General features: G+C 66.5%; 24 protein-coding genes and 1 pseudogene. 13 read left to right on the plus strand and 12 right to left on the minus strand.

Annotated features, from left to right (window positions below; all coding sequences use genetic code 11):
- Positions 1-119 precede the first annotated feature (119 nt).
- Positions 120-638: a TetR/AcrR family transcriptional regulator gene (locus ACP7AU_RS00120; RefSeq protein ID WP_426034991.1), complete on the plus strand. Its 519-nt coding sequence runs from the start codon at positions 120-122 to the stop codon at positions 636-638.
- Positions 638-1,414 (plus strand): hypothetical protein, encoded by a 777-nt coding sequence (locus ACP7AU_RS00125; protein ID WP_426050150.1) that lies wholly within the window; start codon positions 638-640, stop codon positions 1,412-1,414. The genes ACP7AU_RS00120 and ACP7AU_RS00125 overlap by 1 nt, the downstream gene beginning before the upstream one ends.
- On the opposite strand, the gene rnr is transcribed toward ACP7AU_RS00125, so the two are convergent.
- Positions 1,411-3,741 (minus strand): ribonuclease R, encoded by a 2,331-nt coding sequence (gene rnr / locus ACP7AU_RS00130; protein ID WP_426050151.1) that lies wholly within the window; start codon positions 3,739-3,741, stop codon positions 1,411-1,413. The two genes, ACP7AU_RS00125 and rnr, sit on opposite strands and share 4 nt — an antisense overlap.
- A 112-nt stretch (positions 3,742-3,853) precedes the next feature.
- Here rnr and ACP7AU_RS00135 point away from each other — a divergent pair, with 112 nt between their 5' ends.
- Entirely contained in the window at positions 3,854-5,266 is a 1,413-nt protein-coding gene (locus tag ACP7AU_RS00135; RefSeq protein WP_426034997.1) for a pyridoxal-phosphate dependent enzyme, read from the plus strand.
- Positions 5,267-5,270: 4 nt separating this feature from the next.
- The gene (locus ACP7AU_RS00140; protein WP_426050152.1) at positions 5,271-6,449 is read left to right on the plus strand and encodes a trans-sulfuration enzyme family protein; all 1,179 of its coding nucleotides are present in this window, start codon (positions 5,271-5,273) and stop codon (positions 6,447-6,449) included.
- Between the two features lie 79 nt (positions 6,450-6,528).
- Here the strand turns inward: ACP7AU_RS00140 and ACP7AU_RS00145 are convergent, their stop codons facing one another.
- The 4 genes from ACP7AU_RS00145 to ACP7AU_RS00160 form a co-directional block, all read right to left on the minus strand.
- The gene (locus tag ACP7AU_RS00145; RefSeq protein ID WP_426050153.1) at positions 6,529-6,954 is read right to left on the minus strand and encodes a fasciclin domain-containing protein; all 426 of its coding nucleotides are present in this window, start codon (positions 6,952-6,954) and stop codon (positions 6,529-6,531) included.
- A gap of 148 nt (positions 6,955-7,102) precedes the next feature.
- Positions 7,103-7,681 (minus strand): fasciclin domain-containing protein, encoded by a 579-nt coding sequence (locus ACP7AU_RS00150; protein WP_426050154.1) that lies wholly within the window; start codon positions 7,679-7,681, stop codon positions 7,103-7,105.
- Between the two features lie 151 nt (positions 7,682-7,832).
- Complete coding sequence (locus ACP7AU_RS00155) at positions 7,833-8,543, minus strand: TorF family putative porin (RefSeq protein ID WP_426050155.1); 711 nt, start codon at positions 8,541-8,543, stop codon at positions 7,833-7,835.
- Between the two features lie 11 nt (positions 8,544-8,554).
- Positions 8,555-9,487 (minus strand): NAD(P)H-dependent flavin oxidoreductase, encoded by a 933-nt coding sequence (locus ACP7AU_RS00160; RefSeq protein ID WP_426035007.1) that lies wholly within the window; start codon positions 9,485-9,487, stop codon positions 8,555-8,557.
- A 352-nt stretch (positions 9,488-9,839) separates the two neighbouring features.
- Here ACP7AU_RS00160 and queF point away from each other — a divergent pair, with 352 nt between their 5' ends.
- Positions 9,840-10,301 carry a preQ(1) synthase gene (queF, locus tag ACP7AU_RS00165; protein WP_426035009.1) on the plus strand — a complete coding sequence of 154 codons (462 nt, stop codon included), beginning with the start codon at positions 9,840-9,842 and terminating at the stop codon, positions 10,299-10,301.
- Position 10,302: 1 nt separating this feature from the next.
- Here the strand turns inward: queF and ACP7AU_RS00170 are convergent, their stop codons facing one another.
- Genes ACP7AU_RS00170 through ACP7AU_RS00180 form a run of 3 tightly spaced genes read right to left on the minus strand, consistent with a single transcriptional unit; the run spans position 10,303 to position 13,744 of the window.
- Positions 10,303-10,503 carry a hypothetical protein gene (locus ACP7AU_RS00170; protein ID WP_426035011.1) on the minus strand — a complete coding sequence of 67 codons (201 nt, stop codon included), beginning with the start codon at positions 10,501-10,503 and terminating at the stop codon, positions 10,303-10,305.
- Positions 10,503-11,687 carry a PepSY-associated TM helix domain-containing protein gene (locus tag ACP7AU_RS00175; protein WP_426050156.1) on the minus strand — a complete coding sequence of 395 codons (1,185 nt, stop codon included), beginning with the start codon at positions 11,685-11,687 and terminating at the stop codon, positions 10,503-10,505. Before ACP7AU_RS00175 ends, ACP7AU_RS00170 begins: the two co-directional genes overlap by 1 nt.
- Positions 11,597-13,744 (minus strand): TonB-dependent receptor, encoded by a 2,148-nt coding sequence (locus tag ACP7AU_RS00180; protein ID WP_426050157.1) that lies wholly within the window; start codon positions 13,742-13,744, stop codon positions 11,597-11,599. The genes ACP7AU_RS00175 and ACP7AU_RS00180 overlap by 91 nt, the downstream gene beginning before the upstream one ends.
- Before the next feature lie 169 nt (positions 13,745-13,913).
- Between ACP7AU_RS00180 and ACP7AU_RS00185 the strand changes: the two genes are divergently transcribed.
- The gene (locus tag ACP7AU_RS00185) at positions 13,914-14,324 is read left to right on the plus strand and encodes a DUF817 family protein (protein WP_426050158.1); all 411 of its coding nucleotides are present in this window, start codon (positions 13,914-13,916) and stop codon (positions 14,322-14,324) included.
- Positions 14,325-14,349: 25 nt separating this feature from the next.
- On the opposite strand, the gene ACP7AU_RS00190 is transcribed toward ACP7AU_RS00185, so the two are convergent.
- The gene (locus tag ACP7AU_RS00190; protein ID WP_426050159.1) at positions 14,350-15,246 is read right to left on the minus strand and encodes a hypothetical protein; all 897 of its coding nucleotides are present in this window, start codon (positions 15,244-15,246) and stop codon (positions 14,350-14,352) included.
- Positions 15,247-15,478: 232 nt separating this feature from the next.
- Between ACP7AU_RS00190 and ACP7AU_RS00195 the strand changes: the two are divergent.
- Positions 15,479-16,045: pseudogene (locus ACP7AU_RS00195) on the plus strand (DUF817 family protein); the annotation flags it as partial.
- On the plus strand, positions 16,042-16,776 hold the full coding sequence (locus ACP7AU_RS00200) for a class I SAM-dependent methyltransferase (RefSeq protein WP_426050160.1): 735 nt from the start codon (positions 16,042-16,044) through the stop codon (positions 16,774-16,776). The pseudogene ACP7AU_RS00195 and the gene ACP7AU_RS00200, both read left to right, overlap by 4 nt.
- Here ACP7AU_RS00200 and ACP7AU_RS00205 read toward each other — a convergent pair.
- Together ACP7AU_RS00205 and ACP7AU_RS00210 are read right to left on the minus strand one after the other, a co-directional pair.
- Positions 16,757-17,137 carry a VOC family protein gene (locus tag ACP7AU_RS00205; RefSeq protein ID WP_426050161.1) on the minus strand — a complete coding sequence of 127 codons (381 nt, stop codon included), beginning with the start codon at positions 17,135-17,137 and terminating at the stop codon, positions 16,757-16,759. The two genes, ACP7AU_RS00200 and ACP7AU_RS00205, sit on opposite strands and share 20 nt — an antisense overlap.
- 40 nt (positions 17,138-17,177) lie before the next feature.
- Complete coding sequence (locus ACP7AU_RS00210) at positions 17,178-17,786, minus strand: nitroreductase family protein (RefSeq protein ID WP_426035023.1); 609 nt, start codon at positions 17,784-17,786, stop codon at positions 17,178-17,180.
- A gap of 45 nt (positions 17,787-17,831) precedes the next feature.
- Here ACP7AU_RS00210 and ACP7AU_RS00215 point away from each other — a divergent pair, with 45 nt between their 5' ends.
- The 3 genes from ACP7AU_RS00215 (at position 17,832) to ACP7AU_RS00225 (ending at position 19,752) form a co-directional block, all read left to right on the plus strand.
- Complete coding sequence (locus ACP7AU_RS00215) at positions 17,832-18,482, plus strand: NUDIX domain-containing protein (protein ID WP_426050162.1); 651 nt, start codon at positions 17,832-17,834, stop codon at positions 18,480-18,482.
- A gap of 20 nt (positions 18,483-18,502) precedes the next feature.
- On the plus strand, positions 18,503-19,324 hold the full coding sequence (gene cysE, locus ACP7AU_RS00220; protein WP_426035027.1) for a serine O-acetyltransferase: 822 nt from the start codon (positions 18,503-18,505) through the stop codon (positions 19,322-19,324).
- A gap of 230 nt (positions 19,325-19,554) precedes the next feature.
- A complete protein-coding gene (locus ACP7AU_RS00225) occupies positions 19,555-19,752 on the plus strand; it encodes a DUF3126 family protein (RefSeq protein WP_426036037.1) in 198 nt (65 codons plus the stop codon).
- 77 nt (positions 19,753-19,829) lie between these two features.
- Here ACP7AU_RS00225 and ACP7AU_RS00230 read toward each other — a convergent pair whose 3' ends face one another.
- Positions 19,830-20,414 (minus strand): hypothetical protein, encoded by a 585-nt coding sequence (locus ACP7AU_RS00230; RefSeq protein ID WP_426035029.1) that lies wholly within the window; start codon positions 20,412-20,414, stop codon positions 19,830-19,832.
- Between the two features lie 101 nt (positions 20,415-20,515).
- Here ACP7AU_RS00230 and ACP7AU_RS00235 point away from each other — a divergent pair, with 101 nt between their 5' ends.
- Complete coding sequence (locus ACP7AU_RS00235) at positions 20,516-21,385, plus strand: 50S ribosomal protein L11 methyltransferase (RefSeq protein WP_425987500.1); 870 nt, start codon at positions 20,516-20,518, stop codon at positions 21,383-21,385.
- Positions 21,386-21,438: 53 nt separating this feature from the next.
- Positions 21,439-21,918: a hypothetical protein gene (locus ACP7AU_RS00240; RefSeq protein ID WP_426035031.1), complete on the plus strand. Its 480-nt coding sequence runs from the start codon at positions 21,439-21,441 to the stop codon at positions 21,916-21,918.
- Positions 21,919-21,934: the final 16 nt, after the last annotated feature.

Here is a 21,934-nt window from a genome sequence, read left to right on the forward strand (position 1 = left end):
CACGAGCCAGGCGACGGACGAAGCCGGACAGAGTCCGTTAACGGACGAACCCGGGCAAAAGTCCGGAACGAGGGGCGGTTACGGGCTGAACCCGGGCGGGCGATCCGCTAGGGTCGGGCATGACCCTTGCGGCCGAGGACCTTGACCGGCGTAGCCAGCGGACCCGCCGGGCGGTGTTCGACGCCTTCACGCGGCTGGTCTTCTCGCGTCGCTACGGCGCCATCCGGACGTCGGACCTGATCGAGGAGGCGGGTGTCGGGCGCTCGACCTTCTATGAGCATTTCCGCAACAAGGACGACGTGATGGTCTGGGCCATCGACCCGATCTTCGCGCCCCTTGCCGAGGCGGCGGCCGGTCAGGCGAGCCTGCCCCGGTTGCGGTTCGTGCTGGACCACCTGTGGGAACGCCGGGCCTTGGCGCGGGTCATGTTCGAGCCGCCGCTGGCCGCGAAGCTGCAGCGCAAACTGGCGGGGATGATCGAGGCAAGACTGGGAGACGGGCAGGACGGAGACATCCCTTCGGCCATGGCCGCAGCAGCCTCGGCGGCGTCGCAGCTGGCCTTGCTCAGGGTGTGGCTGGGCGGCGAGGCCCCGTGCGCGCAGACGGTACTGGCACAGCGGCTGGCGGAGAGGCGATGATGGCACAGACTTATAAGCGGCAGCTGCCTGGAGGAAGCAACGACACGCTGACCGTGGCCGCGCTGGCGGTTCTGGCGGCGATCACGGTGACGGTGGCGCACGAAGCGGTCGGGCACGGGAGCGTGTGTCTGGCGGTCGGCGGGCGGGTGACCTTGCTGACCACGTCGCTGTTCCGGTGCGACGTTCCTTCGTTTCTGATCGATCTGAGCGGGCCGTTTACCAGTCTGGCCGTGGCGGCCGTTGCGGCGCTCGCGGCCACGGTGACGCGGGAGACCCGACCGGGGCTAACGCTCTATCTGGTGCTGGTCGCGGCCATGGCCGGGTTCTGGGAGGGGGCCTATCTGGTGCAGGCCGTGCTGACCCGGCATGGCGACCTGTATTCCGTCTGGACCGGGCTGGCCGGCGAGGCGACTGTCGCGGTTCGGGTCGGCGGCGCGGCTGTCGGGGCGGCGATCTATCTGGCGACTGTCGTGTTCGCGTCGCGGATGCTGGCGGGAACACTCGTCGAGCCCCGCAAGGCGGCGCGGACGGCCTGGGCCGCCGCGACGGTCGCGACGGTGGCGGCCGCTCTGATTTATCGCGGCGGGGTCGGCGAGAATCTTATCAATACGATGCTGGAGATCGGGGCGGCGTCCTTGCCGTTGCTGCTCATTCCCCGCAGGGCGAACTGCACCGCGACGGCGAGACCGATCCGCCGGAGCGTGCCGGTGATCGGTCTCGCCGCCATGGCCTGGCTGGGGTTCGCCCTGACGATGGGGCTAGGGATCGTCGGCTAGCGCCGCTTGCCCTTGCGGACGCCTTTCGGCGTGCCGCCGCGCGGAGGCTTGGGGCCGCCGGGACGGCCGACGCCGCGCTTGGGTGGGCTGTTGCCGCCCGTGCCGGGACCGCGTCCGCGCATGCCGAGGCGAGGGGCGGGGGCGTTGGGATCGCGGGGTTCGGCGTCGCTGAGCATCTCGAAAAGGAGTCCGCCGGTAATGGGGGTGGCCTCCTTCAGCTTGACCTCGACGGTGCGGCCGAGGGTGTAGCGCTGGCCGCTGCGTTCTCCGACCAGGGCATGGGCGCGGTCGTCGTGGGTGAAGTATTCGTTGCCCAGTGACGAGACGGGCACGAGGCCGTCGGCGCCGGTTTCGTCCAGGCGGACGAACAGGCCGAAGCGGGTCACGCCGGTAATGCGCCCGGTGAAGGTCGCGCCGACGCGGTCCTCCAGGAAGGCGGCGATGTAGCGATCCATGGCGTCGCGCTCGGCGGCCATTGAGCGGCGCTCGGTCAGGGTGACCTGATCGGCGATTGCGGGCAGTTCGGCGATCTCGCGATCCGTCAGGCCGTCGCTGCCGAGGTTCAGCGCGCGGATCAGGCCCCGGTGCACGATCAGGTCGGAGTAGCGCCTGATCGGTGAGGTGAAGTGTGCATAACGGTCAAGGTTGAGTCCGAAGTGGCCGACGTTGTCGGGCGAATAGATGGCCTGCATCTGGGAGCGCAGGACGACCTCGTTGACCACTTCGGCGTGGGGGCCGTCGCGGGTTTCGTCGAGCAGCTTGTTGAACCGCTTGGTCGTCGGGGCCTCGCCCTTGTTCCACGGCTTGCCGATGGTCGAGAGGAAGTCGGCGAGGTTGAAGACCTTCTCCTGGCTGGGCGTGTCGTGGACGCGGAAGATGAGGGGGGTCTTCTTGGCCTCCAGGGTCTCGGCCGCGCAGACGTTGGCCTGGACCATCATCTCCTCGATCAGGCGGTGGGCCTCCAGCGAGACCCGCTTCTCGATCGAGGCGATGCCGCCGTCGGGCGCCATGCGGATGCGGCGTTCGGCCGAGTCGATCTGCAGGGGCGCGCGCTTCAGCCGGCCCTTCAGCATGGTGTGGTAGGCGTTCCAGAGCGGATACAGGATGGTGTCCATGATCGGACCGGTCGTGTCGTCGGTTCCGCCGCCGTTCTCGAGGCCGTCTATGGCGGCCTGGGCCTGTTCGTAGCTGAGCTTGGCGTGGCTGCGCATCAGGCCGCGGTGGAATTTGTGGCCCAGTTTGCGGCCGTCCTTGTCGAAGACCATGCGCACGGCGAGGGTGGCGCGGTTCTCGCCTTCCTTGAGGCTGCACAGGCCGTTCGACAGCCGCTCGGGCAGCATGGGCTCGACGCGGTCGGGGAAATAGGTCGAGTTGCCCTTGGTACGGGCCTCGCGGTCCAGGCTGGTGTTGGGGCGGACGTAGGCGGCGACGTCGGCGATGGCGACCCAGACGACCCAGCCGCTTTCGTTCTTCGGCTCGTCGTCGCGCTGGGCGAAGACGGCGTCGTCATGGTCGCGGGCATCAGCGGGGTCGATGGTGACGAAGGGGATGTCGCGCAGGTCGTCGCGGCCCTTCAGCGTCGGCAGGTCCTGGTTTTCGGCCTCCTGTTCCACGGCTTCCGAGAAGCCCATGGGCACGCCGTGAGTGTGAATCGCGATCAGGGAGGCGGCGCGGGGGTCGTCCTCGCGGCCGACGGTCTCCAGGATCTTGCCGCGCTTGTGGCCATAGCGCTGGTCGGACTTCTCGATGGCGGCGACCACGAGGTCGCCGTCGCGCAGATCGCCGGCGAGGATCTGCGGAATGATCAGGACGTCCTTCGAGCGGCGGTCGACGGGCTCGACGCGGGTCTCCTTGTTCGACTTGCGGATGACGCCGAGGACGCGGTTGTTGTTGGTGTCGAGCTTCTTGATCAGCCGGGCTTCCCAGCCGTTCGGGCCATGCTCGAACTTCGCCAGGACACGGTCGCCGAGGCCGGGGGCCGGGCCGGGCTTGCCCTTGTCGGGAATGAGGAGGGCCTTGGGCGCGTCTGCCGAGGCCTCGACCATGCGGACATAGAGTTCGCCGTCGATGTCTTTTTCAACCACGTCGGCGACGCCGACGGGGGGCAGGGCGCCAGCTTCGGAGAAGCCCTTCTTGCCACGTTTGCCGAGCTTGCCGTCCGATTCGAGGCCTCGGATCATTTCGCGCAGGCGGCGGCGATCCTCGCCCTTCAGGCCGAAGTGGCGGGCGATATCGCCCTTTTCCGCACTGCCGGCGTCGCGCAGGAAGGTGAGCAGGGTGGCCTCGTCCGGCAATCCGGCGGCGGGTTTTCTGGGTGTTTTGGTCATTGAGTTCCTATGTAGGGCGCTTCGCGTAAAAGGGCGAAATCTTGCGCCGCTTGACCGGATGAAGTCGGGCGATCAGCTTCCGCCGCGCCCGTCCGTCCCGGAGTTATTCTGAATGTCTTCCCTGCCGCTGTCCGAAAACCCGACCCTGAGCGCGCCGACCGGCTCGCTGCTGGACCTGATCGGCAAGACGCCGATGGTGGAGGTCACGCGGATCGACACCGGGCCCTGCCGGCTGTTCCTGAAGCTTGAGGCGCAGAACCCCGGCGGGTCGATCAAGGACCGCATCGCGCTGTCGATGATCGCAGCGGCGGAGGCGGAAGGGTGGTTGAAGCCCGGCGGCACCATCGTCGAGGCGACGGCCGGAAACACGGGCCTGGCGCTCACTCTCGTGGGTCAGGCCAGGGGTTACAAGGTGTTGCTGGTCATCCCTGACAAGATGTCCAAGGAAAAAATCCAGCATCTGAGGGCCATGGGGGCCGATGTGCGCCTGACGCGGTCGGACGTCGATCACGGCCACCCGGAATACTACACCGACATGGCGGAACGGCTGGCGCAGCAGATTCCGGGTGGGTTCTTCGTCAACCAGTTCGCCAACGCGGCCAACTCCGAGGCGCACGTCAGGACGACGGGGCCGGAGATCTGGGAACAGATGGGCCACGACATCGACGCCTATGTCGCCGGCATCGGCTCCGGCGGCACGATCACAGGGGTGGCCCAGTACCTGAAGAGCCAGGGGTCGGCGGCCGAGATCATTCTGGCCGATCCGGTCGGGTCGGTGCTGGCGGGCATCGTCAACGACGGCGTGCCGAGCCCGGAAGGCAGCTACACTGTCGAAGGTATCGGCCAGAACTTCGTGCCGGACACGGCGGACATGAACCTGATCGACAAGGCCTATTCAATCCCGGACGCCGAGGCTGTGGCGACGGTGCGCGAGCTGCTGCTGAAAGAAGGCATCCTGGCGGGATCGTCGTCAGGGACGCTGATCGCGGCGGCCCTGCGCTGGTGTCGGGAACAGACCGAGCCGAAGCGCTGCGTGACCTTCGTCTGCGATACGGGCGCGAAATATCTGTCCAAGGTCTACAACGACGCCTGGCTGGCTGATCAGGGGCTGGGCGAGCGGGAGCTGCATGGCGACCTGTCGGACCTGATCTCGCGCAAATACGAGAAGGGCGACGTGGTCACGGCCGGGCCGACCGACACTCTGGACACCGCCTTCAAGCGGATGCGCGGGGCGGACGTGTCGCAACTGCCGATCATTCAGGACGGGCGCCTGGTTGGCATTCTGGACGAGAGCGATCTGGTTCACGTGATGAACACCGACGAGATCACGCGCAAGGAGCGGTTCGCCAAGCCGGTGTCCTCGGCCATGACGCGCGATCTGGACACGGTGCAGGTCAGTGAGCCTCTGGACGCCCTGATCCCCCTGTTCGACCGCGACCGGGTTGCGATTGTGCTGGACGGCGAAAAGTTCGTCGGCCTGATCGCGCGCGTCGATCTGATCAACCACCTCAGCCTGAACCGGTAGGACCATGGCCGAACTCAAGAACAGTCAGGGTTTTTCAACTCGCGCCATCCATGCCGGTCAGCGGCCGGATCCGACCACCGGCGCGGTGATGACGCCGATCTACGCCACCTCGACCTACGCCCAGGAAAGCCCGGGGGTGAACAAGGGCTATGAGTATGCGCGGGGTAAGAACCCGACGCGCGAGGCCTTCGAGGCCTGCATCAACGACCTGGAGGGCGGGGTCCAGGCCTTCGGCTTCGGCTCCGGCATGGCGGCGACCTCGACGGCGCTGGAGCTGCTGGACGCGGGTTCGCACATCGTCACCGGCGACGACCTGTACGGCGGGTCGTGGCGTTTATTCGAGCGGGTGCGGCGGCGCTCGATGGGGCTGGACTTCGCCTATGTCGACATGGCCGATCTGACCAAGGTCGAGGCGGCGATCACGCCGAAGACGAAGATGATCTGGGCCGAGACGCCCACCAATCCGCTGATGAAGCTGGCGGACATCGCGGGGCTGTCGGTCATCGCGAAGAAGCACGGCCTGTTGCTGGTCGTGGACAACACCTTCGCCACGCCGTGGAGCCAGAGGCCGCTGAGCCTGGGCGCCGATGTGGTCATGCATTCGGCGACCAAATACCTGAATGGTCACTCCGACATTATCGGCGGGGTTCTGGTGGCGGGGTCTGAAGAGGTCGCGAAGGAACTCAAGTTTCTCCAGAACTCCATCGGCGGAGTCATGGGGCCATTCGACGCCTTCCTGGCCAACCGGGGGCTGAAGACCCTGGGCCTGCGCATGAAGGCGCATAACGAGAACGCCCTGGCGATCGCCCGCTGGCTGGAAGATCGCATCGGCCGGCCGGGCGGTGGCGTGGCCAGGGTCATCTATCCGGGTCTGATCAGCCATCCGCAGCACGATCTGGCGACGCACCAGATGAACGGACGCTACGGGGGCATGGTCACGGTGATCATCGACGGCGATCTGGCGCGGACCAAACAGGTGCTCGAGCGGGTTCAGGTCTTCACCCTGGCGGAGTCGCTGGGCGGGGTCGAAAGCCTGGTCAACCACCCGGCCATCATGACTCATGCCTCTGTGCCCAAGGAGGTCCGCGAGGAGGGGGGGGTGACAGAGAACCTGATCCGCCTGTCGGTGGGGGTCGAGGACCTGGACGACTTGATCGCCGACCTGGACCAGGCGCTGGCCTGAAACGACCGGCCTGAAACGACCATTTCGAAACTACAGAGGGCGGCCTGCAAGGGCCGCCCTCTGCTTTTGCAGGCAGATTTTAGCCCTTGGGAAGAAGCACGGTGTCGATCACGTGGATCACGCCATTGGTGCAGGCGATATCGGCCGAGACAACCTTGGAGCCGTTTACGGTGACGCCATCAGTGCCGTCGACGTCAAGCGTCTCGCCGTTGACCGAGGCCGGGCTGAGGGTCTTGCCCGAGATGTCGGCGGCATGGACGGCGCCGGACAGGACGTGGAGCGTCAGGATCGCCGTCAGCTTGTCCTTGTTCTCGAGCTTGACCAGATCCTCGACGGTGCCGGCGGGCAGTTTGGCGAAGGCGTCGTCGGAGGGGGCAAAGACGGTGAACGGGCCTGCGCCCTTAAGGGTCTCGACCAGGCCTGCGGCCGTGACGGCGGCGACGAGGGTCGTGAACGAGCCAGCGGCGACGGCAGTGTCGACGATGTCGTGAGTTTCGGTGATCATGTTACGTTCCTGATTGATAGAGATCAGGAAGTGGGCGGACATTCCATGAATGCAATAGACGTGCGGCAAAGTGACCATGCGACACTGTCGTTGTTATGTATAGGCGCGATGTGCGGAGGTGTGATTACAACACCTCCGCACCCGGACACTAGTTTGGCAGGGAGACGGCGTCGGTGACGTGGATCACGCCGTTTGACTGGAACACGTCGGCCTGGGTCACGGTGGCGACGCCGCCGTTCTCGTCGGTCAGGATGACCGAACCCCCGCGCAGCGAGGCGGTCAGGATGTCACCCGAGACGGTGGTGATGGCAGCCGATCCACCGCCCGCCTGGATGAGGGCGATGACATCGGCGGCGGTCACGCGGCCGGCGATGACGTGATAGGTCAGGATCTTGGTCAGGGTCGCCTTGTTGGCGGGCTGGATCAGGGTCTCGACCGTGCCGGCGGGGAGGGCGGCGAAGGCGGCGTCGGTCGGGGCGAAGACGGTGAAGGGGCCGGGGCCCGACAGGGTCTCGACCAGGCCGGCGGCGGTGACGGCGGCCACGAGGGTGGTGTGGATCGGCGAGGCGACGGCGTTCTCGACGATGGTCTTGTTGGCATACATGGCAGCGCCGCCGACGGTGACGGTCGACTGGCTCATGCCGCCGTGATGATCGGCGAAGGCCGCGGGGGCGGCGACGAGCAGGGCAGCGGCCGAGACGGCGCCGGCGAGGGCGGAGAGCTTCATGAGTCGTTTCCTGACAGTGGGATCGCCTTGTTGGGATCGTCACAGAGACGGTCACGGCGCCGGTCCGGATGCGAGGGCAGCGCGGCGCGCGTCAAGCCGCCGCAGGTGTCGCACCCGTCGGCGCGACCGTGGTGCAAGGGCGCTGCCCCCCCTAGAAGCTGACCAGGACCGAGGCCACCAGAGCGTCCTCGTACTGGCTCCCCTGATCCTGCGCGTCCGTGCCGTGCCAACGCAGGTCGAGCGCGGTCGTATCGGTCAGGGCCCAGGCGACGCCGGCGTTCCAGCCGGTGTAGTCGGGAGCGTTGTTCTGTTCGCGCAGGCCCAGGGTGACGCTGGCCTTCAGGCGATCGGCGAGGGGGAAGCGGACGCGGCCCTCGACCCAGGTGGAGGCCCGGGTCGAACCCAGGCCGTCCGGCGAATGTTCGACGCGGAAGCGCGCATCGACTGCGCCGAAATCCTTGATGACGTCGAACTGATATTCCCAGGCCGCGTCGTCATGACCCGCGACGGCGCCGAGCCGCCACTTGTGCGAGGCGGAGGTGTCGAAATCGAACCCGAGCGCCGAATACTGCCAGCCGGCCTCCATCTCGGTCTCGACCGATGAGCCGGAGGAGTCGATCGTCTCGAACTCCGCATCCGCATAAAAGCCGTTGGCGCCGTTCCACTGGACGTCCCCGAAGACGTAGGGGTCAGAGCCGCTCTTGGAGGCCCCCTTGGAGCGGTTGTCGGTGCCGGCCCCCATCTCGAACGACCAGTGCGACGCGCGTTCCGGACGGTAGCGCGCGGTGTCCCTGTCCTGCGCCGCCACAGCGTTTGGCAAGCCCCCGGCAAGAACGAGAAGACAGAGGAAAATGCGGATCATCCGCCTATGATCTAGGCGACGCCGACCTTCCTGGCGAATTGATCTGTGGCCAGGGCGTATTCCGACCGCAGCCGCGCCACCAGTTCGGCCGCCGGGATGACGTCGTGGATCGTGCCGGCGCCCTGGCCGGCGGACCAGACGGTCTTCCAGGCCTTGGCCTCGTCGCCCATGTCGAGCTTGTGCTCGGGCAGCGACTTCGGGTCGATGCCGTTGGCCTGAAGCGACTTGGTCATGAAGTTGGCCGGGATGCCGGAGACGGCGGGGGTGTGGACGATGTCCGTCGCGCCCGACTCGATGATCATCTCCTTGTAGGCCTCGGGAGCCATGGCCTCGGTCGTGTTGATGAAGCGGGTGCCCATATAGGCGAAATCGGCGCCCAGCATCAGGGCGGCGGCGACATCCTGGCCGTTCGACAGGCAGCCCGACAAGATGATGGTGCCCTCGAAGAACTCGCGCACCTCGTTGACGAGGGCGAAGGGGTTGATGATGCCCGCGTGGCCGCCGGCGCCGTTGGCGACCAGGATCAGGCCGTCGACGCCGGACTCTGCGGCCTTCCTGGCGTGGCGGACGTTGGCGATGTCGTGGAAGACCACGCCGCCGTAGCCGTGCACCGCATCAACCACGTCGCGCACGGCCCCCAGCGAGGTGATGATCAGCGGCACCTCATGCTCGACCGAGACCATCATGTCGGCCATCAGGCGCGGGTTGGTCGGGTGGACGATGTGGTTGACGCCGTAGGCGGCGGCGTCGGGGTTCAGGCGCGACTTGATCTCGACCAGCCACTCGGCATAGCCTTCGGACGTGCGGGCGTTCAGCGAGGGGAAGGTGCCGATCACCCCGTTGTTGCAGCACTCGACCACCAGATCCGGCCCTGAGACCAGGAACATCGGCGCCTCGATGACCGGCAGGACGAGGCCCTTCTGCAGGGAGGCGGGGATGGCCATGGCGTTCGCTCCGTTTCGTTTGGCTACGCTTAGCGGGGTGTCGCGGGGGAAGGCAAATGTCGGCTGCGCGTGGGGCGGCACGCTCGACATTTGCACTCGGAGAGCATCGGGTGCAAGAGTCCAGATCGGGCAGAGGGTCTGTTTAATGCTCTGATTTAACAGGATTATGTTCTGGATTAAGTTTTGCACTTCGAGTGCAACGCGACGCTTCGAGTCCAGTCAGATCGCGCGGCCGAAGGCGCGATGAGGAAAAATCGGGTGCCGCCGTCGCTGGATGTCCCGGCCGCGTCACTCTGCCGATGCGGGTCGCGGGGAGGAGACAGAAGGCCGGTGTCGCGTTAAATCCCGCCTCATGACCACCGACACCTCCGGCCTCTCCCAGCTCGGCCAGCACATCATCCAGCCGACCTCGCCCGAGACGGCGGTGCTGGAGAGGGTGCCCAACCCGCATGCCGACACCCTGTATCTGGCCCGGTTCACGGCGCCGGAGTTCACGTCGCTGTGCCCGGTGACGGCCCAGCCGGACTTCGCCCATATCGTCATCGACTATGCGCCGGGCGACTGGCTGATCGAGTCCAAGTCGCTGAAGATGTACCTGACCGCCTTCCGCAACCACGGTGCCTTCCACGAAGACTGCACCGTGGCCATCGGCAAGCGGATCGCCGATTTGCTGGATCCGCGCTGGCTGCGGATCGGCGGCTACTGGTATCCGCGCGGGGGTATTCCGATCGACGTCTTCTGGCAGACGGGAACCCCGCCCGAGGGCCTGTGGCTGCCCGACCAGGGCGTGCCGACCTATCGCGGACGAGGGTAGGTCAGGTCGGGCGCGCCGTTCGCCGGCGGCGCTGCCGCAAGCGGGTCCAGGCGATCGTGAGGACAGTCGTCGCCAGCAGGGCGGCGCCCAGTCCGTCCCACACACCGTCGGCCAGCAAGGCGCCGACAAGGCCGATCAGGCTCAGCCCGGCCAGCGCCAGCGGTGCGCCGAAGATGGAGCCCAGGGAAAGCGCGCTGCGCATCAGCGCGTCCGCCGTTTCTTCGTCAGCCACAGATAGAGGCCTGACCCGAGGATGATGATGGTCGCGAGGTCCAGCAGGGCCCAGACGATCTTGAGCCCGAGGCCGCCGTAGTCGCCGAAATGCAGCGGCTGCGACAGGGACAAGGCCTTCACATACCAGGGCGAGGCGGCGACGGCGGCGAGTTCGCCGGTGCGGACGTCGATCAGGGCCGGGGTGGTCAGATGGGTCGTCAGCGGCGTGTCGCCGTGGAAGAAGACAGCATAGTGGTGGTCGGTCGAGAACTCCGTGCCGGGGAAGGCGACGAACTGCAGGGTGCGGCCGGGCAGGGCTGCCCTGGCCCGCTCCACGGCGGCGTCCAGCGAGGCCCATTCGCCGGGGGCCGCGGAGGCGTCCTGGGCGGCGGTCAGACCGGCCAGCGCCGTGTCCTTCCAATAGGCGAGGATGGGGGTCGCCAGAGCGTTGACCACCCCGGTCGCGCCGACGACCAGCACCCAGGCGACGGTGACGATCCCCAGCAGATTGTGCCAGTCCAGCCAGCGGGTGCGGGCGGCTTTTTCCAGCCTGAGCGTGCCGAACGGCGCCCGTCGCATGAAGGGGGCGTAAAGCACGACGCCGGAGACCACGGCCACGATCAACAGCAACCCCATGCCGCCGAGGAACAACATGCCTGGCAGGCCGAGGAAAATGTCGGTGTGGAGTTGAAGCAGAAACTCCATCACCGGATGGCCGGCGACCGGCGGGGCCGGGTCGCCGTTGGTCCGGTCGACAGGCTGGAAATTGAACTGGCCGGCGGGGCCGTCGGGAGCGCGGCTGGTGACATTCACCACCGGCCGGTCCTCGTCAAAGCTCATGAAGGCGGGGACGTCGCCTGGATGGCGCGACAGGGCGACGGCCAGAACCTGATCCAGGTTCAGGCCGTCGCCTTCGGGGTTCGCCGGGGCCCAGGCCTCGTCCAACAGCCAGTGTTCCAGCTCATGGGTGAACACCAGCGGCAGGCCAGTGATGCAAAGCATCAGCAGGAAGGCGGTCGAGACCAGGCTCGACCATTTGTGGACCCAGGACCAGAGGCGGATCGTGCGGGTCTTCATCCGGTTCAGAAATCCGTCGAAAGCGACAGCCTGAGAGTGCGGGGCGCGCCCAGCGTCAGATAGTTGGCGCCCGGATAGCCGCCGACGGCCACCCAATGATCCTCGTCGGCGAGATTCTCGACCCGGGCACGCACAGTGACCGGACGGCCGGCGACGTCGGCGGCGTAGCGGAGGCCGGCGTCGAAGCGGGTCCAACTGTCCAGCTCGACGGTATTGGCGGCGTCGACCGGCTGTTCGCCGGTGTAGACGAGGCGGCCCTCGAGGGTCAGTCCGGGGACCTGCGGCAGGTCCCATTCGACATTGACGTTGCCCTGGAATTCCGGCGTGCCGATGGGACGGTTTCCGTCGAAAGCGCCGCCCGCCGAGCGGGTTACCTCGGCGTCCAGCCAGGTCCAGCCGCCGAGGACCCGCAGGCCGTCTCGGGGCTCGCCGAAGTAGGCGATCTCCAGGCCGGTGTTCTCCTGCTCGCCATTGGCCGCGAAAACGCCGTTCTCGACATAGGCGCTGGCCAGGGTGCTCCGAAACAGGCTGACGCTCCCGCCGAAGCGACCGACGTCATACTTCATGCCGACCTCTACCTGTTCGCCCCGGAAGGGATCGAGCGCCTCTCCCGCGTTGGTGACGGGCACGCCGCCGCTGAGGGCCGGCGCGATCTGGCCGGGGATCAGCGCCTCGGCGTAGTTGGCGTAGAGCGAGATCTGCTCGATGGGCCTGTAGACGACGGCGAAGACCGGAGTGACCGCGTTGCCCTCGTATGCCGAGAGGGGCGCGCCGGTGTTGTAGTCATAGGTGCGCGTCTCGATCTTCTGATACCGGGCGCCGGCGGTGATCCGCAGCCGCCCGTCCATGAAGGCCATCATGTCGGCGAGGGCGAGGCTGGCGTTGTCGACCCGCTCGGTCACATTGGGGGCCGACAGGTCGCCGCCGACGAAGAAGGTGGCAGCGGGCGGGGCGACGGCGAGGGGCGCGTACAGGTTGCCGGCGAAGCCGGCGAAGCTGGAGAAGGCGTAGGCGTTACGCGATTTCGACTGGACCTGTGAGGCCGAGGCCACGAGGGTGTGGCCGACGGGGCCGGTGGCGAGGCGGGCGCGGAGGCCGGCGTCGGCGGACCAGACTGTGTCTTCGCGCGCATTGTCGAAGCGATAGGTGCTCAGGGTACCGTCGGGTTGGGTCGTGGGGTTGGCCAGCACATTGGCCTCTACGCCCTGACGCCCGCCGATGGCGGCCCAGGCCGAGACCGTGTCGGTCAGATCGAACTCACCGCGGGCGACCCCGAACAACTGTTCCTCGTCTGTATAGGTCCAGGGCTGGGCGAAATTACCAGCGGCGGACGGCGCGCCGGGGACAGCGCCGGTCGGGGTCACGGTCGGGCGGGGGGCGTCGATATGGTGATCCTGATATCCGATATCCGCCGAGACGCGGGCGCGGTCGCCACGGCGGTCGAGACCGAGGCTGATCACGGTCAGTTGGCGGTCCTCGCCCCCGACACCGGCCTCGCCGTCGCGCCGGGCGATGTTGAAGCGTCCGCCCCAGTCTCCGTCGGCGCCGAAGCGACGGGCCAGGTCGGCGGCCAGATAGAGTTCACTCTCGCCGTCGATGCCCGCCGTGAGACGGTTCAGCGGCGCGTCCGGCGCGCGCTTGGGCGTCAGGTTGATGGCGCCGCCGACGCCGCTGCCGCCAGGTGCCGCGCCGTTCAGGAAGGCCGTGGCGCCGTGAAAGACCTCGACCCGCTCGAGGAATTCCGCGGCCACGAACTGGCGCGGCAGAATGCCGTACAGGCCGTTGTACGTCATGTCGTCGGAGAACACCGGGAAGCCGCGGATGACATACAGCTCCTGGAAATTACCGAAGCCCTTGGATACGCGCACGGCCGGATCGTTCTGCAGCACGTCGCCGACGCTGCGGGCCTGCTGGTTGCGGACCAGCGCCTCGGTATAGCTGGTCGAGGCGAAGGGGGTGTCCATGACATTCAGCGCCCCGAACAGGCCGACACGGCCGCCGCGCGCGATCTGACCCCCGGCGTAGGGCGAGGTCAGGGTCACCTGGGAACCCGTGACGATGACTTCGTCGAGCTGGGCCGTGGCCTCCTGGGCGAGGGCCGGGTCGCCGAGCAGCAGGGTGCAACAGGAGGCGAGCAGGGCGGATCGAAGCATGGGAAGGCTTTCAGCGAATTGAGAACGCGTCGCAATATACGAGACGAACCTTGCCATCAAGCGAAACACGCGGGCGGGGTGAGGCGCGTCGACGCGGCCAACCAGGCGTAAGGGCTTTTGGTGCAATTTCCAGGCGGCGGCGCAAGAGCCAACGGCCTAGTCTGATGAGATGCCAGATTCCCTTCGCCTGCCGCTGGAAAGCCTGGGTCGTCAATGGCTGGAACGGCTGCAGACGGACGCCGACCGCCGCCCCGCCACCCGCTTCGCTTTCGCCTTCCTGATGTTCGGGATCAAACAGGCCTGGGCCTGTCTGTTCGGAGGGGCGATGCTGGGGCTGATCCTGCTGACCTTCCTGTTCTGGCCCGACGACAGCCCGGTGTCGCGCTATGACTTTCTGGTCATCGGGGCGGTGCTGATCCAGGCCGCCATGCTGGTCCTGAAGCTGGAGAGCTGGGCCGAGGCGCGGGTCATCGCCTCTAGCGATTACACTCAGCCTCCAAGGCGGACGTGCTCAATGTCAGAGATGGGTAGTGAGCAGTCGTTGGGTCACCCGGCAGCAACGCGCGAATCGAATGGGTAGCAACCTTCTCTTCCGGACACTAGACCTATTGTATGATCTCAACTCGCTCCATTCGGCAGTTTTCGCCTGCATACGGAATACCGCGATAAGAGAGTTCAACCTTTAGGTTCTCGACCTCTCTATTATAAGCACAGGGAAGAATGACTGTAAGGGGAATATTTTGTTCTTGGGATAGCCCGATGAAGAACTTCGCAATGGACTGGCGCATCATCTGTTTGTCTGCCTGGACACCGCGTTGGAATCCGTCTCTCGATCCATAACCCTCAGTGGACATGTCGCCATTCAGAACGCGTGGACGAGGGACGCGACTATCGCCGTAAAAATCGCCTCCCGCGAAGAAGTTCAGCGGGTTCACAAGCTGCAACGGGACAAAAAGAGTTGACCACAGCGTCGCTTGGTAAGCCTGCCTCCATGCGGTCGCGCTTCCACCAGCGCCAGCTACGTGGCCAAGCCCTGCAGCCCAGACTGTATTAGTTACGAGATTGGCTACGACCAGGTCTTCTTCGACGAGGCCAATGAATCTGAGCATGAAGCCTGCGTCGACAGTTTTCTCGGAGATTATCCGTCCCGTCCGTCGTTCAACAATGCGGTAGATCGCTCTGCTTCGGCTGTCAAAATCGACTCCAATAAAGGAACCTCGCAGGTCTATGAACTCAATTTGGAGGCCGTATCTCGCTGCCGCAGGCGTTCGGGCAAGCATTCCTGATCTCTCAAGCGCAGTTTCAAGCATCGGCCTGAACTGTCGCTGATTAGCTTCGGCGAAAAAGAACGAATGCTGCGACATCCCGGAGATATAATCGACCACAACAGCACCCCTTAAGGCGTTGTGATCGGGGATCAGAAACGCCTGCCCTGTGGGTAGGTTGGGGCGTTGAAGCGCGATGCGAGTAGATTGCGATGCGCAGCCGCCGAGAACCAGCATCGCAGCTACGGACGCAACCGCAGCTTTTAGTATGACATGCATGAGAACCCCCGCTTCGTGACGGCGTAGGGTAGGCGCACTTTGCTCACTAACTCTTAATCCCGGACCGCGTTCACAGCTTCCCGAGCCTCTGAACGTCTGCTTTGAGTGGTGCAGTCTTTGGCGTGAGCGCGACAAGCGGACGTTAGGGCGACCCATTTTAGCGTGCCTACCGGCCAGTCGCTGGAGCGTTGTCATCGTGATCTTGCTGTTCCACATTGCCGGCACGATCATGGAGCTGTTCAAGACCGCCCACGGGTCGTGGATCTATCCGGAGGACTCGGTGCTGCGGATCGGGGCCGTGCCGCTGTTCTCGGGCTTCATGTATGCGGCGGTAGGCTCCTACATCGCGCGGGTGCAGCGCATCTTCCATATCCGCGTGCGCGGTTATCCACCGGTGTGGTCGACCTGGGTGCTGGCGGCAGCGATCTACGTCAACTTCTTCGCCCATCACTGGCTGCCGGACATCCGGCTCGCCTTGTTCGTGGCGACGGCCCTGCTGTTCGGGCGAGGATGGTTCTGGTTCACGGCGAACCGGACGCGGCTGAAGATGCCCTTGCTGGTGGGGTATTTCCTGGTCGCCCTGTTCATCTGGTTCGCGGAGAACCTGGGCACCCTCGGGCGCGCCTGGGCCTATCCGGGTCAGGAGGCGGGGTGGGAGATGGTTTCGCTGGCCAAGCTCGGCAGCTGGTATCTGTTGATGATCATCTCGGTGGTGCTGGTGTCGCTGGTCCACCGCCCGGAGGAGGAGCCGCGATGAGCGATGGATGGGCGGAATCGGCGGATGCCTGGGTCGCGTCCCAGGGGGACGAGGGCGACTTCGGGCGGCGCTGGGTCATGGATGCACCGATGCTGGAACGGGTCCGGCTGAGGCCGTATGCCCGCGCGCTGGACGTCGGCTGTGGCGAGGGACGGTTCTGCCGGATGCTGAAGGCCGAGGGGGTGGCGGCGGTCGGGATCGATCCGACCGTGGGCCTGATCGACCATGCGCGCAGGCTGGATCCCGAGGGAGATTATCGCGTGGAGGCGGCCGAGGCCCTGGGATTCGACGATGGGGTGTTCGACCTTGTGGTCAGTTATCTGTCGTTGATCGATATCCCGGATGTGCGGGCCGCGATCGCGGAGATGACGCGGATGCTGGCGCCGGGCGGGAGGCTGTTGATCGCCAATCTGGCGGGGTACAACTCGGCCGCCGACGCCAACGACCTGGGGTGGGTCACCCTGCCGGACGGGCGGCGGGCCCATGCGATGGACGACTATCTGGAGGAGAAGGCCGGCTGGATCGCCTGGAAGGGCATCCGGATCCAGAACTGGCACCGGCCGCTGAGCACCTATATGGCGCTGCTGCTGGAGCAGGGGCTGACCCTGACCCATTTCGCCGAGCCGCCCGCGCACGGGGGCGATCCGGTGCGACAGGCCCACTACAACCGCGTACCCTGGTTCATGATGATGGAGTGGACGAAGCCGCCCGTCAGCTCTGCGTCAGGCTGAGCAAATTGCCATCGGGGTCAGCGAAGAAGGCCACCTTCGCGCTGCCGCCAGGGGCGGTCCAGACGCCCGTCTCGTCCTGACCCATGCCTGGATAGATGATCATGACCACGCCCCTGGCCGTCAGGTCGGCGACGGTCGCGGCGATGTCAGCGACCTGCCAGCCGAGCACCGGATGAGGGGCTGCGGCATGATCGGGCACATGGGTAATCCGCAAGCTCGCGCCGTTCAGATCGAATACGGCCGCGAAGCCGTCGTCGGTCAGAAACGGGAGGCCCAGGGTGTCGCGGTAAAAGGCGTCGGACACGGCCCGGTCGCGCGTCAGGACGAAGGTGATGGCCGTTGCAGACGAGGGCAGGCTCATGGCCGGATCTCCTTTTCTGGACGCGTCAACATAACACGGTTCATGGACGATGTTGCGTGATCGCTGTCAGGTCCGGACGGTCGCGTTCCAGCAGGGGCTCGACTGCGGTGCCGAGGTGGATGAAGCCGGCGACCTTCTCGTCTTCGCCCACGCCGAACAGGGGCAGGGCGTCGGCGTCGTAGCTGTACCAGTCGGTGATCCAGCTTGAGGCGAAGCCGAAGGCGGAGGCGGCATGCTCCAGGTTCATGCAGACGGCGCCTGCGCTCAGCTGCTGTTCCCAGACGGGTTTCGATGCGGGCGCTGCCGTCGAGATCACGAGCACAGTGGTCGGGGCGGCGGTCAGTTTGGCGAGGACGGCCCGGGCCTTGGACGGCAGACCCTTGGCGACGGCCATGGCGCCGAGCGTCTCCGCGATCACGGCGCGGCTGGCCGGACCCATGACGACGAACCGCCATGGGAAGAGCTTGCCATGGTCGGGCGAGCGGGCGGCCAGGGTCAGGATGTCGGCGACCTGCCCGGCGTCAGGTCCGGGCGCAGTCAAGGCCTGGGCCGGAGCCGAGCGGCGGGTGGCCAGGCGGGCCAGCATCTCGGGTGACGGGGTCGGCGAGGGGAGGGGGGCGCCGAGATCGACGGGGGGAGGCAGTGTCATGCCGGGAAGCTAGGCGTTCGACCCATGCGGCGCCATATGCCCGTGATGAGCGACTCTCGCGACGACTTCGATGCCGGCCGGCCCCTGCCTTCGTGGGACGTGAACCCGCCCGCGCGGCCGGGGTGGAAGAGCGACGGCGACGCGACGGTGTTCGAGAACCCGTGGCTGACCCTGACCTCGCATCCGGCGACGGCGCCGACCGGGGCGGCGGCGACCTATGTCGTCATGCGGCCGAAGAACCTTTCTGTCGGGGTTCTGCCGATTCATTCGGACGGGACGGTGACCCTGGTCGGCCAGGCGCGGTTCGCCCTGGCCAACTATTCCTGGGAGATGCCGGAGGGCGGGGCGCCGTTCAACGAAGATCCGCTGGACGGGGTCAAGCGCGAACTGGCCGAGGAAGCCGGCCTGGCGGCGAAGTCCTGGCGCGAGGTGCTGAGAATGGAGATGTCGAACTCAATCACCGACGAGCGGGCCATCGCCTGGCTTGCCTGGGACCTGTCTGAGGTCGACACTGCGCCGGATCCGACCGAGGTGATCGCCATGGCGCGGGTGCCCTTCATGACCCTGATGCACGAGATCGACCGGGGCGCGGTGCGCGACACCTTTACGGTGGCGACGGCGCTGAGGGCCTACCATATGGCGAAGCAATCCCTGATCCCCGGCTGGCTGGCGCACGCCATGCTCACCCGGGTATGATGGGGCGGATGGAGCCGGTGATGCCCAAGCTTGAAGTCGTCGCGTCGCAGGACAGCGTGTGGAACCAGCTGCGGTCCTCCGCCGAGGCCGCCGCGCGCGAGGAGCCGCATCTGGCGTCGCTGCTGAACGCCGTGATCCTTTCGCACCACGACCTGGTGGCGGCGCTGAGTTTCCAGATCGCCAGGAAGCTGGGCGACGAGGAACTGCGCGCCATGACTGTGCGCGAGGTCTGCCTGTCGGCGTTCCAGGCCGATGCAACCATTGTGGCGGCGGCGGAGGCGGACTTGCAGGCCGTGGCCGAGCGCGATCCGGCGATCAAGACGCTCTTGCAGCCGTTCCTGTACTTCAAGGGTTTCCAGGCGCTTCAGGCGTCCCGGGTCGCGCACTGGCTGTGGACGGAGGGACGCGAGACCCTGGCCTTCCACTTCCAGAGCCGGATCTCCGAGCTGTTCCAGATCGACATCCACCCGGGCGCGCAGCTCGGCTCCGGCCTGTTCCTGGATCACGGCACGGGCATCGTCATCGGCGAGACGGCCGTGGTCGGCGACCAGGTGTCGATGCTGCACGGTGTGACCCTGGGCGGCACGGGCGCCGAGCGGGGCGACCGCCATCCGAAGATCGGCAAGGGCGTGCTGCTGGGCGCCGGGGCAAAGGTGCTGGGCAATATCGTGGTCGGCGACTACGCCAAGGTGGCTTCGGGGTCGGTGGTGCTGAAGCCGGTACCCGCGGGCTGCACCGTGGCCGGTGTTCCGGCGCGGCTGGTCAACTGCCCCACTGCGGCGGAGCCGGCCCGGACGATGGACCATACCCTGGCCGACATCGTCTATGATTTCGTGATCTGAGCCGAGTGTCTCTTCCCTGCGCCGCAGGCGTGGGGAGGTGGCTCGTAGCGAAGCGACGAGACGGAGGGGTTCTTCGCGGCGACAAGAACCCCTTCGTCAGCTCGGAAGAACTCGCTGCCACCTCACCATTTGCTGCGCGAACAGGGAGGAGACGTGACAGGCCGATCCAGCTTCTCTAGGGTCCGCGCCTTCAATCCAGACCACCGAGGCCCGCCGTGAACGAAGCAGACATGAAGCGCATCGAGACGCACCTGAAGCGCACCTTCAACACCGGCGGCATCATCGTGAAGCCCCGTGCGAAGGTGAACGATTCGGCCGAGGTCTATGTCGGTGACGAGTTCATCGGTGTCGTGTTCGACGACGAGGACGAGGACGGCAGCTTCATGTTCGAGATGGCGATCCTGGCCGAGGATCTGCCCGCCGACTGACCCGGCGCCGGATACCAGACACGAAAACGCCGGGCGGTGCGAACCGCCCGGCGTTTGTCGTTTCAGGCCACAGGCTTCTAGCGCTTGCCAAAGATCGCGTCGGCCAACTTGTCGAAGAAGCCCTTCTTCGGCGCGGGAGCCGCAGGCTTGGCAGCAGGGGCAGCGGCGGCCGGGGACACGGCGGGCTTCGCGGCGGGAGCCGGAGCGACGACCTGCTTGGCAGCCGGTGCGACGGCGGCCGGCTTGGCGGCGGGAGCGACAGCTTTCGCGGCCGGAGCCGTCGTAGCGGCCTTCGGAGCAGCCTTGGCGGCGGGCTTCTTCCCAGCCGCTTTCGGAGCGGCCTTGGCTGGAGCCTTCGCGACGGCAGGCTTGGCAGCGGGTTTGGCGGCAGCCTTGGGAGCGCCGGCCTTGACCGTGGTCTTCGGGGCGGCGGCCTTGGCGGCGGGCTTTGCCGCAGGCTTCGCAGCCGGCTTGGCGGCGGACTTCACAGCCACCTTTGGAGCCGGCTTGGCGGCCGGGGCGGCCTTCACCGCTACGGGCTTGGCGGCGACGGCGGGCTTTGCTGCAGCGGGCTTGGCCGTTTTCGCAGTCGACTTCGCGGCTGCTTTAGGCTTGGAAGCGGCGGACGCTTTGGGCGACGCAGTAGACGGTGACTTGGCCATGTATTCCCCGACCCCTCGGTTGGAACGATTGCGTCCGGTGCGTGAGAGCACAGGCGCAAACTCAATAGTATCGATTCGCAATGATACCGGTGTTTGAATAAATGTCCCACAATCCCGTCCAGATAATCGCGCGCGGGTCTCGCGCCGCCGCCGAAGCGGCCGCCGAAGCCATTGATTCCGACTTCCTGCTGGAAGGCGCGACCTATTCCATTCTCGAGGAAGACGAGGATCGCGACATCTGGCGCATCGACGCCTTCCCGACTTCGGAGGAAGAGGTCGAGGCCCTGATTGCGCGACTGGCCGAGCATCCCGGCGTGACGGTGAAGGTCGAGCCCCTGGCCGACGCCGACTGGCTGGCCATGTCGCTGTCAGGCCTGCCGCCCGTGCGGGCCGGACGGTTCTTCGTCTATGGCGCCCACGATCAGGGACGGGTGCCGCCCAATGCCGTGAATCTGAAGATCGACGCGGGCGCGGCCTTCGGGACCGGGCACCACGGCACGACGGTCGGCTGTCTGGTCGCCTACGACGAACTGCTGAAGCGCGAACGGTTCGAGAAGGTGCTGGACGTCGGCTGTGGAACGGGCGTGCTGGCCATCGCGGCGGCGCGAACGGGCGCGGCTCTGGCCGTCGGCACCGACATCGACGCGCCTTCGGTGCGGATCGCCAATGAGAACGCGAAGCTGAACCAGGCCAATGCCCGCTTCGTCCACGCCTCGGGCCTGAACGACATGAAGGTGCGGGCCGGCGCGCCCTATGACCTGGTGTTCGCGAACATTCTGGCTCCGCCGCTGGTCGCCCTGTCGCAGGACATCAAGATGAGCCTGCGGATCGGCGGGGTGGCGATCCTGAGCGGGCTGCTGCGGACACAGGAGCGGCGGGTTTCGGCCGCCTATCTGTCGCGCGGATTCCGGCTGGAACGACGGATCCATCGCGATGCGTGGAGCGCCCTGGTGCTGAGGCGGATGGCATAGGCGGAACTCCGACGAAGCGAAGCCGTTCTGGTGACTTAATGGAGGGATTTCACGTGAGCCAGTACGACCCGAATATCGACCCCAATGCCAGGATCGAGCGCATCGTTGTGACCGAGCCTGTCTACAGCGAGACGGTCGTCGTGCAGCGCGAGTCGAGCACAGGCTGGTGGATTGCCGGCGGACTGGCTGCCGCCGTCCTGATCGCCGTGCTGTGGGTCCTGTCATCGGGGGGGCGCGACGACGAGACCGAGGTCCTGCTGGCCCAGGCCCAGGCGGACGCCGTTGCCGCCCAGGCGCGCGCGGATCAGGCGGTGGTCCAGGGTCAAATCGCCGGCGCCCAGCAGAGCGTCGACATCGCCCGGATGGATGCTGCGCGCGCCCAGGCCGAGGCGGCTCGCGCCACCAGTCAGGCGCGCTCCGACATGGCCCGCGCCGCCAGCCAACCGGCGCCCGTGATCATCACCGTCCCGGCCGCGCAGCCCGCGCCCACTTCGGGTTCGGCAGTAATCACAAGCACGTCGCCGCAGAACTGATCGTCTCCTGCATCTC

Source organism: Brevundimonas sp. SL161, assembly GCF_049896985.1.
In the GTDB taxonomy this organism is placed as follows: Bacteria; Pseudomonadota; Alphaproteobacteria; order Caulobacterales; family Caulobacteraceae; genus Brevundimonas.